Here is a 13077-nt window from a genome sequence, read left to right on the forward strand (position 1 = left end):
TAACAACTCCTTTATGCATGACGAGCGCCTTCGTTAAAAGACTCTTAACCATGAAAAATCGGCTCGCCCCGCGAGTCGCTCGATAGTGAGGGTTAATTCGCGAGCTGTAACCGCCCGCAAAGGCGGATTTTCTACTGCAACTAAGCCAGTTCGACGAGTTCGACCGTGTAGCCTTCTTGCCTCAGGCCTTCCACGAGTCCATCGATCTGCGCCGCGTCGCGCGCCTCGCATTCGATTTCGGTTATCAGCCCCTTGGCAGGCAGCGTCGTAAAGATACGCTGATGATAGATCTCGATGATGTTGACGTTGTGCTCGTTGAATTCGCGCATCACCTTGTAAAGTGCGCCGGGGCGATCCTGGAGCGTGATGCGCAGCCGCGCCAGTCTGCCCGATCGGGCCAGATCGCGCACCAGCACATTGGCAAGCAGGCGCGTGTCGATATTGCCGCCGCAAAGTACGAGGCCCACAGTCTTGCCAGCGAACTTATCCGGATTTGAAAGCACCGCAGCCAGGCCCGCAGCGCCAGCGCCTTCGACCACAGTCTTCTCGATCTGCAGTAAAAGAGAAACAGCGTGTTCGAGTTCGGGCTCGTCAACGAGCAGCACTTCGTCGACGAGTACGGAGATAATCTGGCGCGTAAATGCGCCCGGTTCCTTGACAGCAATCCCTTCCGCAAGCGTGTCGCCGCCGCAGGGACGCTCGTCTCCGGTGACCGCAGAGTACATCGAAGGATAGAGCTTTGCCTGGACGCCGATCATATGGATATCGGGATTGAGAGCCTTGGCCACGGTGGCCATTCCGCTCATCAAGCCGCCACCGCCAATCGGCACAACCAGACAATCGAAATCCAGCTTATCTTCCAGCATTTCGAGAGCGACCGTGCCCTGACCCGCAGCCACTTTCGGATCGTCGAAGGGATGGACGAAAGTGAGGCCGCGCTCCTTCTCCAGTTCGCGCGCATGCGCATACGCCTCGTCGAAAGTCTCGCCCTTCAGCACCACATTGCCACCGACGCTCTCGGTCTGCATGACCTTCACGCTCGGCGTTGTCGAAGGCATGACGATAGTGACCGGAACGCCGAGCCGCCGTCCGTGATAGGAAAGACCCTGAGAGTGATTCCCAGCCGAAGCGGCAATTACGCCCTTCGTTTTCTGTTCATCGGACAGCTGAAGCAGCGCATTGAGCGCGCCGCGTTCCTTGTAAGCTGCAGTGAACTGGTGATTTTCGAACTTCAGCCAGATGTCCGCGCCGGTAATCTCCGACAAGGTAATCGACCGCATCATAGGCGTCTTGACTACCGCACCGTCGATACGCTGCGCCGCAGCGCGCACATCGGCAAGGGTCAGAAGGTCGGTCGCGCTCTTATCGGCGCGTAAGGAAGAAGCCTGTGTCATCGAGAGTGCCCCTACGTCGCCGGGCGTGTGCACGCAATCTCCGAAAGGGTTTGCCTGCGTCAAGCTATGCCTTATCGCAAAGCCCGAATGCAGACACGGGATCGCCTGATGAAACTGAAGATTGTTGCCGCCCTCCTCGCCACCGCACTTGCCATGCCGGCGAGTGCCGACGTCCTGGTCGACAATGTCATTGGCATCACCATGGACGAAGAAGGCCAGGTGAAGCGTTTCGAAGCGCTGGTGATCGATGATGACGGGCGTATCGCGCAGATCCTCACGCGCGGTCAGGAACGGCCGCGCACCGATTACCGCGAAGACGGCGAAGGCCGTGTGATGATCCCCGGCATGATCGATGCACATGCTCATGTCATGGGCGTAGGATTTGGCGCACTGACGCTCGATTTGTCGGACACCAATTCGCTCGACGAAGCGCTGCAGAAAATTCGCGCTTTTGCTGCTGAGAACGAAAGTCGCCCGTGGATTCTCGGGCGCGGCTGGAATCAGGAGAAATGGGGGCTCGGCCGCTTCCCGACCGCAGCAGAGCTCGATAGCGCGGTTAGCGATCGGCCCGTCTATCTCCAGCGAGTCGATGGTCACGCCGGCTGGGCCAACACGCTCGCCTTGCAGGCAGCAGGCATTACGGCCAGCACCAAGGCCCCGAGTGGCGGACGCATCGAGAAGCTATCCGACGGCAAGACGCCTTCGGGCATCTTCATCGATGCAGCGGAAGAACTGATGAACACCGCACTCCCTGCCCCTCGTCCGAATGAACGAGACCTTGCCTTTGCCGAAGCGCAGAAGGTGTTGCACCGCCATGGCATTACCGCGGTGGCCGATATGGGCACTACCATCGAGGACTGGCAGGCCTATCGCCGGGCTGGCGACAAGGGTTCTCTGACTTTGCGCATTATGTCCTATGCAGCAGGCATCGATGAGGCGACCTTGATAGCGGGCGCCAATCCCTCACCCTGGCTGTACGATGACAAGCTGCGCCTGAACGGCGTGAAGCTCTATCTCGACGGTGCGCTCGGCAGCCGCGGAGCCTGGCTCAAGGCGCCCTATGCCGATGATCCCGGGAATACCGGACTGCCACTGATGGCACCCGCTCAACTCCGCAATATCCTCGTTCGCTCGGCGCAGGGCGGCTTCCAGCCCGCCGTGCATGCCATCGGCGATGCCGCCAATGCCGAAGCGCTGAATGCGATCACCGAAATCGCCGACAGCTTCCCGCAGGATCTCCGCTGGCGCATCGAGCACGCTCAGATCGTCGACCCTGTCGACCTGCCGAAATTTGCGCAGGATGGCATCATCGCCAGCATGCAGCCTGTCCACCAGACGAGCGACATGTTCATGGCCGAGGCCCGCATGGGTGAGGATCGTTTGCAGGGAGCCTATGCCTGGAATACAATTCTCGGCCTCGGCGGCCGGCTGGTTTTCGGATCGGACGCGCCGGTAGAATCGCCCGATCCCTTCGCCGGTTTTGCCGTCGCGATCACCCGCAGCAATGAAGCCGGTGAACCTTTCGGCGGCTGGCGGGCCAATGAGCGCGTGACGCGGGAACAGGCGTTGGCAGGCTTCACTTCCGAAGCGGCCTATGCAGGGTTTGCGGAGGGGCGCTTCGGACGGCTATTGCCGGGCGAACGCGCCGACTTCGTACTTGTCGATACCGATCCGCTAATCGCCACACCGGAGGAAATTCGGTCCACTCAAGTGCTCGAAACCTGGGTCGGTGGCCGCAAGGTTTATGACGCGGACTGATCACCTTCGGCTTTGGCGGCGGACGCGGCGTCCGCTTTGGCATCCCGGCTGTCGAAAAGACGCATCAATATAAGCGAGCCTTCGAACAGCAGCAGGAGCGGCACTGCGAGCAGAAGTTGCGATCCCGGATCGGGCGGCGTGATGATCGCCGCCACTGCCACCACCAGCACGATTACATAACGCCGCGCAGCAACGAGCTGGGCCCGGGTCACGATACCTGCCCGGTGCAACAGCAGGAGCAGGACGGGAAGCAGGAAACTCAGCCCAAAGGCCAGGATGAACTGCATCACAAGGCCCAGATATTCGTTCGCCGTTGGCAGCGCCTGTATCTCCAGTCCGCCAGCCATACCCTCGAAACCGAGAAACCATTCGAACGCTGTCGGCATTACCACATAATATGCCAGCGAGGCCCCGGCGAGGAACAGGAACGGCGTCGCGATAAGGAACGGCAAAAAGGCTTTCTTTTCCTTCGCGTACAGACCCGGAGCTACAAATGCCCACAGCTGGTTGGCGATGTAGGGAAAGGAAATGCAGAAGCCTGCAAAGAGGGCCACCTTCAACTCGACGAAAAAGACTTCGTAGAGCTTGGTGAAGATCAATTGCCCTTCGCCCCCAGCAAAAGCTCTCTTCAACGGCTGGATCAGGAAGCCAAGGATCTGATCGGCAAAATAGAGGCACACGCCGAACGCCACGACCAGGGCGGCAACGCAACGCACCAAGCGCGATCGAAGCTCGATCAGGTGATCGAGCAGAGGCGCCTGCGAATCGTCGATGTCCTTGACCTCGAATGCCATCTCAGCGGTCCTTGTCCCGCTCGCCGAAGGGTAGGCCTGGCTCGTCGCTTGGCACTTCCCCACCGTGCTCGGGCGCTTTCTTAGGCGCCGCCCGCTTTATGGCAGCCTCGGCTGCGGCATCGGGATCGACCACCTCGTCAGCAGAGGCAAGCGGTTCCATCCCTTCATCGGAGGGCAAGAGGTTCTCCGGCGCTCCACCCTCCGGCTCGCTTCCGGTCGGGTATTTGGCCATGATTTCCTTGTTTCGCTGTGACCACTTTTCTTCCATCTCCTCGATCTCTGCCTGCCGGACCATTTCGTCGAGGCCGGAGCGGAAATGCGAGGACATGCGGCGCAGCTTGCCGATCCATCGCCCCGCGGTGCGCATGGCCTTCGGCATGTCCTTCGGGCCGATCACGAGGATCGCCACGACGACGATCACCAGCAATTCGGCAGCGCCGATATCGAACATGAAAGCGGTCTCCGCGCCTTAGCGGATTACTTGGGGTCGGAGGTCGATTTGACCTGTTCGTCCTTCAACCCGTCCTCGGCCGGCTTGGCCTCGTGGGAAATCTGCTTCGCGGGCTTGGTATCGTCTTCGTTCATGCCCTGCTTGAAGCTTTTGATACCCTTTCCGAAATCGCCCATCATTTCGGAAATTCTGCCCCGCCCGAACAGGACGAGGATGAGGATGGCGATGATTACGAGCTGCCAGGGGCCAAGCGACATGGGGAATACCTTCTAAGCGTATGGTCTTCGGTTCATTATAGGCGTTCGAGTACGCAATAGCGAGTCAGACCGAACCGCCATGCTCGTCGGTCTCATCCGAAGGCTGTTCGCCCTCGCCCACCAGTTCTTCATATACGTCGTCTACCGGGTCCAGCAGGCCTGTGGCACGCAATTCCGCAATACCTGGAAGGTCACGCCGACTGGCCAAGCCGAAATGATCGAGGAATTCGGGTGTGGTAGCATAGATGGTCGGCCGTCCGGGGACCTCCCGTCGTCCGGCGATTTTCACCCAGCCTGCTTCCATCAGCACGTCGAGAGTGCCTCCGCTGGTCTGCACGCCGCGGATCGATTCGATCTCCGCCCGGCTGACCGGCTCGTGATAGGCGATGATGGCCAGTACCTCGGTCGCCGCGCGGCTCAGGCGGCGGACCTGCTCACGTTCCTTGCGCAACAGGTGAGCAAGGTCGGGCGCAGTCTCGAAATGCCAGCGCTTCCCGCGCTCCACGAGGTGTATTCCGCGCTTCTCATATGTCTGCGCGAGCTCTTTCAACGTTTCGCGGACTTCCGATTTATCTGCATCGCCGAGGAAACCGGCCAGTGCCTCCACGCTCATTGGTTCTTCCGCCGCGAACAGCGCCGCTTCGATAGCGCGTCCAAGCTGGTTCACGCCACCCGCCTCAACCGCATAGGGCCAAAAACTTCTTCCTGTGCGATCTCCGCTTTGCCGAGCCGGGCAAGTTCGAGCGCGGCGACGAAGCTGGAGGCGAGAGCCGACCGGCGCAAGCGCGGTTCGGCATGCGGAGGGAGAAAATCGCGCAATTCCATCCATTCAAGTGTCACGCCAAGCATGTTCGACACGCGGTCGAGCGCCGATTCCAGTGTCATGACCGGTCGTTCGCGCACCATGTGTACTGCAGGCGCAGTGCGCGCTTTCACGCGGCCATAGGCCTCGATCAGGGAGAACTGGTCACATTGCCACTGAGTCTTGCGGACGATGTCGAGGCCCTCCGGCCTCCCCCGCAGGAATACGTCCCGTCCGATCCTGTCACCGCCCATGAGACGCCCTGCCGCCTCGCGCATTGCTCCCAGACGCTGGAGACGGAGCTGCAGCTTCAGCGCCAGTTCTTCGGGGCTCGGATCTTCCTGCTCTTCCTTCGGCAGGAGCATGGCTGATTTGAGATAGGCGAGCCACGCGGCCATGACGAGATAATCAGCCGCCAGTTCGAGCTTCAATGCTTCGGCCTGCTCGATATAGGTCAGGTATTGCTCGACCAGAGCGAGGATCGAGATTTCGCGCAAATCCACTTTCTGGCGCCGCGCAAGATCGAGCAAAAGGTCGAGCGGACCTTCCCATCCGTCGAGATCGAGGTAAAGCGCGTCCTTGTCCACCGCGCCTTCGGCGGCAATGCCCTCCCAGTCTTCAGTGTCCTCCTGCGAGGCGAACAGCAGGCCGTCGCTCACGCGGCCTGCTCCGGAATGGCGAGCAGCGCATCGCGCTTGGCGAGCAACTCTCCCGTTTCGATATCGTCGGGCGCGTCGCCCATGGCGTCATGCACTCGATCAAGCCGCAGTTTTGTCTTTTCGGACATGCTCGGGCTGCGTTCGGCGATCGCCCTCTGGTCGTCCATCTTGGCCCAGCAGTTGAGGATGATATCGCAACCTGCAGCCAAGGCCGCAGCGCCGCGGTCGGGAATGCTGCCCTTAAGCGCCTGCATATCGATATCGTCCGACAACAATAGCCCGTCAAAGCCGATTTCGCCGCGGATAATATCCCTGACGACCGTCTCGGAAAGCGTCGCCGGATTGTCCGGGTCCCAGGCGCTGAAAACGATATGTGCGCTCATTCCGAGGGGATGCGCAGATAGCGTGCGAAAAGGCTCGATATCGATCTCTAGCTCCTCATCGCTCGCGGTCACGACAGGAAGCTCCTTGTGCGTATCACAAGTGGCGCGCCCATGGCCCGGCATATGCTTGAGACAGCCGACCACACCCGCGCGGGCCATTCCGTCGAGAATCGCCCTGCCCAGCGCGGCGACCTGCATAGGCTCGCTGCCCAAGGCACGGTCGCCAATCACATCATCGGTTTCGGGGCGGCGCACATCGAAAGGTGCATGATAATCGACGCTGATGCCGACCATCGCCAGCTCGCGCGCTATGGCTTCCGCATTGACGCGCGCGGCCTCGATGGCCGAAGCCGGGGCGATTTCATACAGCTTTGCGAATGCCTCACCCGCAGGATATTCAGGCCATTCGGGCGGCTTCATCCGTGCAACTCGCCCACCCTCCTGGTCGATCGACACGATCAGGCGATCGCGACCATGGATTTCCCGCAAATCATCGGTGAGACGACGCAACTGTTCGCGGGTTCCGCAATTGCGGGCGAACAGGATGTAGCCCGCGGGATCCGCATCCTTGAAGAATGCGCGTTCGTCGGCCGTGAGTTCGAGGCCGGAAATGCCGAAAATGGCAGGTATCATGGGTCTGAAAGTGCTGCTTTTCGTCCGACTTGCCAAGCGCGGCGGAGTCGTGAGGTGTGGAAATCAAGCCCAGCCGAGCATTGCCGGGTATCTATTTGACGAAACAGGCCAGTCCATCGGACTTGAGGCGGTTGCATAGCGCGTTTGCCGAGGCGCGATCGCCGGCCATGGCCTGAAGCCTGTAGACCGTGCCGATATCTACCTGCGCTTCCACCACGCGGTGCCGAACGCCATTGAGGGCTTCCGTCTGCCTAATCAGCCTGCCCCACGCCTCTTCCGCATCGCTGCGCTTCGGAAAGGCGCCGACCTGTACGGCTGTTCCCGTCGATTGTGAGGTCCGAGGCCCTTCATTTAAAGTCGTGGCGAGCGAGGGCTGTGCAATCTCCCCGTCTGATACAGGCTCTCGAACGGCAGGAGCAGGCTTGTCTGCAAGACGGCCTTCGCGCGTCTGCCCCTCGCCGACGGCAAAGCTCGTATCGCCGGTACCAGCATAGGTCTTCCCGCCTGCGTTCTCGGGCTTCGTCTTGTACGGTCCTTCGGGCGCTTCGACGAGACTGCCGTCAGCGGGCGGCTCATCGCTCGCAGCGCCCATGGCAAACCAGGCTATGCCCACTAACGCCCCTACCACCAGCAGCGAAAGCACGCCCAGCATGACCAGCCGCGACGTCGCAAAGCCCGCGTCGCGTTCATCCACTGCATCATCGGCATCGAGCCAGGGCAGATGCTCGTCATCGCTGATCAGTTCGAGAGCGTCTTCACGGTCTCCGTCATGTTCGTAAGGCGAACGCGCCATCGCTCACATCTCCTCGACTGCCTCGACACCCAATATGCCGAGACCGTTGCGAATCACCTGCCCCACTTGCGCTGCGACGAATAGGCGTGCGGCGGTCAGTTCGGCATCGGCTTCCTGGATGATCCGCTTTGCGGGATCGTCGTTACCTGCGTTCCAGAAACTGTGGAACGCAGCCGCCAGATCGCCGAGGAAGAAGGCAATCCGGTGCGGTTCGCGCGCCTTGGCAGAGGCTTCGACCATGCGCGGAAATTGCGCGGCCTCGCGCACCAGCGCCAGTTCATCGACCCCGAGCCGATCGAGATGCTCCGCGGACGGTTCCACCCTAGCCTTCCGCAGCGTCGAACGGATGCGCGCATGGGCATACTGCAGATAGAAAACCGGGTTGTCTTTGGAGGCCTCGACCACCTTGGCGAAATCGAACTCCATCTGCGCTTCGGGCTTGCGGGTCAGCATGGTGAAGCGAACCACATCCTTGCCCACTTCATCAACCACATCGGCCAGCGTGACGAAGGTCCCGGCGCGCTTCGACATCTTCACCGGCTCGCCATTGCGCACCAGATTGACCATCTGCACCAGCTTGACGTCGAAAGGCACATCGCGTCCTGCACCCTTCGTCAACGCGGCGACGGCGGCCTTGATGCGCTTGACCGTCCCGGCATGGTCGGCACCCCAGATATCAATCAGTGCGTCCGCGTTTTCGGCTTTCTGGAAATGATAGGCGAGATCGGCCCCGAAATAGGTCCACGCTCCGTTCGACTTCTTGATCGGACGGTCCTGGTCATCGCCGAACTCGGTCGAGCGAAATAGCGGCAGTTCGACCGGCTCCCAATCCTCTGGGGGCGCCTTGCCTTTCGGCGCTTCGAGTACGCCGTCATAGACGAAACCGTGTTCGCGCAGCCATGCCTCTGCCTCTTCGGGTTTCTTCGCGGCCTGCAATTTGGCTTCGGAGGAAAACAGATCATGATGGATGCCCAGCAGCGCGAGATCCTCGCGGATCATATCCATCATTGCGGCAACCGCACGCTCGCGAAACATCTCGAGCCATTCGCTTTCGGGTGCGCCACGATAGGCCGGGCCGAATTCCTGCGCGAGCTTCTCACCGATGGGCTTCAGATAATCGCCCGGATAAAGACCTTCTGGAATTGCTCCGATGTCCTCTCCCAGCGCCTCGCGGTAACGCAGATGCGCCGAGCGCGCGAGCACATCGACCTGCCCCCCCGCGTCGTTGACATAATATTCGCGAATGACCTCGTGGCCGGAAAATTCGAGCAGCCCGGCAAGCGCATCGCCGACAACCGCTCCCCGGCAATGGCCCATATGCATCGGACCGGTCGGGTTGGCCGAGACATATTCGATATTAACCGTCTGCCCGTTACCCAGCCGCGAACGGCCGTAATCATTACCGAGTGCTGCAATCGCCTTCAGTTCGCGCAGCCATGCCTGTTCCGACAGGCGCAGGTTGATAAATCCGGGACCGGCAATGCTCGCCTCGGTAATCTCGGGCTCGCGCTGCAGATGCTCCACGATCAGTTCGGCAAGGGCGCGCGGATTGGTTTTCGCCTGCTTGGCCAGCACCATGGCGGCATTGGTCGCAAGATCGCCATGCGAGGGATCCCGGGGCGGCTCCACTGTGACACCCGATCGGTTCGCCTCTGGCGGAAGGTGGCCTTCCATCTCGAGAGCATTGAGAACGGCGTCGATTTTTGCCGCGAAAGCAGCGTGCAGGGTCTGGATGTCCGACATGCCCGCGCGCCTAGACGAATGGCGCGAAATGGCAAGATGTCAGCGTATCACCGCGTGACGTTGTAGCGCAGCTGATCCTCGGTCAGCTGGAAGCCGACGAGCAATTCGAAGGTCGCCCGCTGAACAGCGGCGCGCACTTCGGGATCGGCCAGCGGATCGAGCGCGGCATCGGGGTCGCCAGCTTCACGCTTGCGAGTGATCCTTTCGCGAATATCGGCAGGCAGTGTTGCTTCGGAACGATTCACATAAGCGCCGGCCCTGGCACTCGTCATGGCGCGCTCTTCGCCATCAGCGAAGTTGAGAGTGACGGTTCCGACCCGCTTGGTCACGACTGAACTGCCGCCTCTCAGCACGGTCGTGAAATAGGGCAGCTGCACGCTCCGCGCGCCGCTTACATCGCTGCGCCGGGCGACCACGTTGAAGGTCGCTTCCGAATAAACCCGTTCGCCCTCTTCGTTGCAGGTCGAAGTGAGGTCGGTCATCGCGGCGGTGACATCGAGGTCCGCCAGCGTTTTCGACGTGGGGCTGCTGAACAGGGTTACGTCGCCGGTGTAATCGGGAATGCCGACCGCGGGACACGCGGTACGCACTGCCGTGATACCTGCAGCACCGCCGTCAACTACCAGTTCACCGGGAGAGCTGCATCCTGCCAGCGCAAGACCAAGTCCAAACACGGTAAGGAGACGATAGCGAGTGGTCATCTTGGCGGCATTCCTCGTGTGTTCGTATGCATACCCCGGTGCGGGCGTTGCGTCCCCTAGCTTGACGCGATGCAAAGCGCTAGAGGGGCGCGCATGAACGCTCCCTTTCAATCCCCGAGCGAAGGCTCGCGCGGTCACGATCCTCGGCTGCCGCTCAAGCTCCTGATCGCGGCTCCGCGCGGGTTTTGCGCCGGCGTGGACCGGGCGATCGAGATCGTCGAACGCGCGCTCGAGAAATATGGTGCGCCGATCTATGTCCGGCACGAAATCGTCCATAATCGTTATGTTGTCGACTCGCTGAAGGCGAAGGGCGCGATTTTCGTCGAAGGGCTGGATGAAGTGCCCGACGACGCGCCGGTGGTTTTCTCCGCCCACGGCGTACCCAAGAGCGTCCCCGCCGAAGCCGAGCGGCGAAAGCTGCTTTATGTCGATGCCACCTGCCCTCTGGTCAGCAAGGTTCATCGTCAGGCGGAACGCCAGATCGAGAAGGGCCAGCACATCCTGTTCATCGGGCACGCGGGGCATCCCGAAGTGATCGGTACGATGGGACAGGTTCCCGAAGGGCAGATCACTCTGGTCGAGACGGTCGAGGATGTAGCCTCGTTGCCGTTTACCCAGGACGACAATCTGTCATATCTCACCCAGACGACGCTTTCCGTCGACGATACGGCGCAGATTACTGCTGCCCTGGAAGAACGATATCCCCAGATCGTCGCGCCCAAGGCGGAGGATATCTGCTATGCCACGAGCAACCGCCAGGCGGCGGTGAAGATCATCGCTCCTGCCAGCGACCTCGTTCTGGTGATCGGTGCGCCCAATTCCTCGAACTCGTTGCGGCTGGTCGAGGTCGCCCAACGGCTCGGCACCGATGCGAAATTGATCCAACGAGCGGATGAAATCGAGCCCGAATGGCTGGAAGGCGTGGGAACCCTCGGCCTTACCGCAGGCGCGTCTGCACCGGAGAAACTGGTCCGCGAAGTTGTGGACCGCCTTTCCGAATGGCGGCTGGTAGAGGAAGAACCGGTGATCTCGGCCGAAGAGAACATGATCTTCAAACTGCCGCGCCAACTGACGGAATAAGTGGCTGTCTACACCCATCTCGGTGCGGAAGATCTCGCGCGTTTGCTCGCGGAGTACGACGTAGGCGAACTGGTTTCGGCAAAGGGTATCGCCGAGGGCGTCTCCAATTCGAACTGGCTAATCGAAACGACGACCGGCCGGTTCATTCTTACCATGTACGAACGCCGGATAGATATCCGGCAACTGCCTTTCTTTCTTGGCCTGCTCGACCATTTGGCGGCCCATGGCTGCGCCGTTCCGGCGACGATCCATGATCGGTCGGGCGCTGCATTCCGGCAGATCGAGGGCAAGGCGGTCGCCCTGATCGAGTTTTTACCGGGTGTATCTCCTACCCGGCCCACGGCGGCCCAAGCCCGTTCGGTTGGTGCAGAACTTGCGCGGATGCATCTGGCAGCAAAGGATTTCACGCCCCGGCGCGAGAACGATCTCGCCCCTGAGCAAACGGCGGCCATTCTCGAAAGCTGCGACAGGGACGCTCTGCACGAGATCGATCAGCGCCTGCCCGCCATACTCGACAGGGCACATGAACTTGTCGCACGATGGCCGAGCCACCTCGCGCGTTCCATCATTCACTCCGACCTGTTTCCCGACAATGTCCTGATGGTGGGCGACAGGGTTTCCGGGATGATCGACTTCTATTTCGCTGCGCACGACATGATGGCCTATGATCTGGCCGTCACGCATGCTGCCTGGTGTTTCGACAGGTTGGGCGCAAATTTCGAGGCACCCGTCGGAAAAGCGCTGATCGAGGGATACGAATCGATACGCCCGCTCGATCCCGAAGAGCAAGCTGCGCTGCCCGTGCTGGCGCAAGGCGCGTGTCTCCGTTTCATCGCCAGCCGGGCAGAGGACTGGCTCGACACCCCTCCCGATGCCCAGGTACTGCGCAAGAACCCCATGGATTTCGTCCGGCGATGGGATTTCTACGCCGACAAGGGCGCTGCCGCATTTGCCTGAAAGCGATCACTCGCTAGAGGCTGGCGCGATGAAACAGGTCGAAATCTTTACCGACGGTGCGTGCAAGGGAAATCCCGGGCCAGGCGGCTGGGGCGCATTGCTGCGCATGGGCGTGAACGAAAAGGAACTTTCGGGAGGCGAAGCCCATACTACCAACAATCGTATGGAAATGACCGCCGCCATCCGTGCACTGGAAGCACTGAGGGAGCCTTGCGAAGTCAGCCTGCACACCGACAGCAAGTATCTTATCGACGGTATCACCAAGTGGATACACGGGTGGAAGAAGAAAGGTTGGAAGAACGCCGCCAAAAAGCCTGTAGTGAACGAGGATTTATGGCGTGAGCTCGATACGATCGCAGGAAAGCATAAGGTGACGTGGCACTGGGTCAGGGGCCACTCGGGCCACGCGGAAAACGAACGTGTGGATCAGCTTGCCAGCGACGCCGCCGAAGCGGTCGTCGCTGGCGGCTAGCTAGCAATCAGCTCTCGTCGACGGTTTCTGCGCCCGGACCATTCTTCTTGATCGATTCTATGGCATTCTTCGCACTGGCCTTCGAACTGTAGCCTTCGGTCCAGAATATCGGCTCCGAATTATACATGAAATAGGCCACAAACTCGCCGCCCTTATTCTTCTTGATCTTGAAGTGGTGCGCCATCGCAAAGCTTCTCCGA

Annotated in this window: 15 protein-coding genes; 4 read left to right on the plus strand and 11 right to left on the minus strand. The window is 60.6% G+C overall.

The genetic code is table 11. From position 1 onward, the window contains the following. Nucleotides 1–140: 140 nt before the first annotated feature. On the minus strand, nt 141–1394 hold the full coding sequence (locus AC13CE_RS03660; protein WP_482971543.1) for a threonine ammonia-lyase: 1254 nt from the start codon (nt 1392–1394) through the stop codon (nt 141–143). Nucleotides 1395–1502: 108 nt separating this feature from the next. Here AC13CE_RS03660 and AC13CE_RS03665 point away from each other — a divergent pair, with 108 nt between their 5' ends. Continuing rightward, on the plus strand, nt 1503–3152 hold the full coding sequence (locus AC13CE_RS03665; protein WP_482971521.1) for an amidohydrolase: 1650 nt from the start codon (nt 1503–1505) through the stop codon (nt 3150–3152). Here the strand turns inward: AC13CE_RS03665 and tatC are convergent. From tatC to AC13CE_RS03710, 9 genes are all read right to left on the minus strand, one after another. After that, on the minus strand, nt 3137–3946 hold the full coding sequence (tatC, locus tag AC13CE_RS03670; protein ID WP_221537670.1) for a twin-arginine translocase subunit TatC: 810 nt from the start codon (nt 3944–3946) through the stop codon (nt 3137–3139). The two genes, AC13CE_RS03665 and tatC, sit on opposite strands and share 16 nt — an antisense overlap. Before the next feature lies 1 nt (nt 3947). After that, entirely contained in the window at nt 3948–4397 is a 450-nt protein-coding gene (tatB, locus tag AC13CE_RS03675) for a Sec-independent protein translocase protein TatB (protein WP_482971522.1), read from the minus strand. A 26-nt stretch (nt 4398–4423) separates the two neighbouring features. Next, on the minus strand, nt 4424–4654 hold the full coding sequence (gene tatA, locus AC13CE_RS03680) for a twin-arginine translocase TatA/TatE family subunit (RefSeq protein ID WP_482971523.1): 231 nt from the start codon (nt 4652–4654) through the stop codon (nt 4424–4426). A 64-nt stretch (nt 4655–4718) separates the two neighbouring features. Beyond that, nucleotides 4719–5321, minus strand: coding sequence for an SMC-Scp complex subunit ScpB (gene scpB / locus AC13CE_RS03685; protein ID WP_482971524.1), 603 nt, complete (start codon nt 5319–5321; stop codon nt 4719–4721). Further along, nucleotides 5318–6115, minus strand: coding sequence for a segregation and condensation protein A (locus AC13CE_RS03690; RefSeq protein WP_482971525.1), 798 nt, complete (start codon nt 6113–6115; stop codon nt 5318–5320). Before AC13CE_RS03690 ends, scpB begins: the two co-directional genes overlap by 4 nt. Then, nucleotides 6112–7131 (minus strand): beta-N-acetylhexosaminidase, encoded by a 1020-nt coding sequence (nagZ, locus tag AC13CE_RS03695; protein WP_221537675.1) that lies wholly within the window; start codon nt 7129–7131, stop codon nt 6112–6114. Before nagZ ends, AC13CE_RS03690 begins: the two co-directional genes overlap by 4 nt. A gap of 91 nt (nt 7132–7222) precedes the next feature. Beyond that, on the minus strand, nt 7223–7924 hold the full coding sequence (locus AC13CE_RS03700) for an SPOR domain-containing protein (protein ID WP_221537676.1): 702 nt from the start codon (nt 7922–7924) through the stop codon (nt 7223–7225). A gap of 3 nt (nt 7925–7927) precedes the next feature. After that, the gene (gene argS, locus AC13CE_RS03705; protein ID WP_482971526.1) at nt 7928–9667 is read right to left on the minus strand and encodes an arginine--tRNA ligase; all 1740 of its coding nucleotides are present in this window, start codon (nt 9665–9667) and stop codon (nt 7928–7930) included. Nucleotides 9668–9714: 47 nt separating this feature from the next. Next, nucleotides 9715–10368: a hypothetical protein gene (locus tag AC13CE_RS03710; protein ID WP_221537678.1), complete on the minus strand. Its 654-nt coding sequence runs from the start codon at nt 10366–10368 to the stop codon at nt 9715–9717. A 93-nt stretch (nt 10369–10461) separates the two neighbouring features. On the opposite strand from AC13CE_RS03710, the gene ispH reads away from it, so the two are divergent. The 3 genes from ispH to rnhA are packed head-to-tail and all read left to right on the plus strand — an operon-like array spanning nt 10462 to nt 12877. Then, on the plus strand, nt 10462–11448 hold the full coding sequence (gene ispH, locus AC13CE_RS03715; protein ID WP_482971527.1) for a 4-hydroxy-3-methylbut-2-enyl diphosphate reductase: 987 nt from the start codon (nt 10462–10464) through the stop codon (nt 11446–11448). Continuing rightward, entirely contained in the window at nt 11449–12405 is a 957-nt protein-coding gene (thrB, locus tag AC13CE_RS03720; RefSeq protein WP_482971528.1) for a homoserine kinase, read from the plus strand. It abuts the gene before it with no gap. Between the two features lie 28 nt (nt 12406–12433). Next, nucleotides 12434–12877: a ribonuclease HI gene (rnhA, locus tag AC13CE_RS03725; RefSeq protein WP_221537681.1), complete on the plus strand. Its 444-nt coding sequence runs from the start codon at nt 12434–12436 to the stop codon at nt 12875–12877. A 7-nt stretch (nt 12878–12884) separates the two neighbouring features. On the opposite strand, the gene AC13CE_RS03730 is transcribed toward rnhA, so the two are convergent. Next, nucleotides 12885–13061: a YegP family protein gene (locus AC13CE_RS03730; RefSeq protein ID WP_221537682.1), complete on the minus strand. Its 177-nt coding sequence runs from the start codon at nt 13059–13061 to the stop codon at nt 12885–12887. Nucleotides 13062–13077: the final 16 nt, after the last annotated feature.

It is taken from the genome of Qipengyuania sp. B-5, assembly GCF_056857815.1.

Bases quoted from the DNA above. Each gene is read 5' to 3' on its own strand.
- AC13CE_RS03660 (WP_482971543.1), bottom strand. From the start codon at position 1,394: ATGACACAGGCTTCTTCCTTACGCGCCGATAAGAGCGCGACCGACCTT.
- AC13CE_RS03665 (WP_482971521.1), top strand. From the start codon at position 1,503: ATGAAACTGAAGATTGTTGCCGCCCTCCTCGCCACCGCACTTGCCATG.
- tatC (WP_221537670.1), bottom strand. From the start codon at position 3,946: ATGGCATTCGAGGTCAAGGACATCGACGATTCGCAGGCGCCTCTGCTC.
- tatB (WP_482971522.1), bottom strand. From the start codon at position 4,397: ATGTTCGATATCGGCGCTGCCGAATTGCTGGTGATCGTCGTCGTGGCG.
- tatA (WP_482971523.1), bottom strand. From the start codon at position 4,654: ATGTCGCTTGGCCCCTGGCAGCTCGTAATCATCGCCATCCTCATCCTC.
- nagZ (WP_221537675.1), bottom strand. From the start codon at position 7,131: ATGATACCTGCCATTTTCGGCATTTCCGGCCTCGAACTCACGGCCGAC.
- AC13CE_RS03700 (WP_221537676.1), bottom strand. From the start codon at position 7,924: ATGGCGCGTTCGCCTTACGAACATGACGGAGACCGTGAAGACGCTCTC.
- argS (WP_482971526.1), bottom strand. From the start codon at position 9,667: ATGTCGGACATCCAGACCCTGCACGCTGCTTTCGCGGCAAAAATCGAC.
- AC13CE_RS03710 (WP_221537678.1), bottom strand. From the start codon at position 10,368: ATGACCACTCGCTATCGTCTCCTTACCGTGTTTGGACTTGGTCTTGCG.
- ispH (WP_482971527.1), top strand. From the start codon at position 10,462: ATGAACGCTCCCTTTCAATCCCCGAGCGAAGGCTCGCGCGGTCACGAT.
- rnhA (WP_221537681.1), top strand. From the start codon at position 12,434: ATGAAACAGGTCGAAATCTTTACCGACGGTGCGTGCAAGGGAAATCCC.
- AC13CE_RS03730 (WP_221537682.1), bottom strand. From the start codon at position 13,061: ATGGCGCACCACTTCAAGATCAAGAAGAATAAGGGCGGCGAGTTTGTG.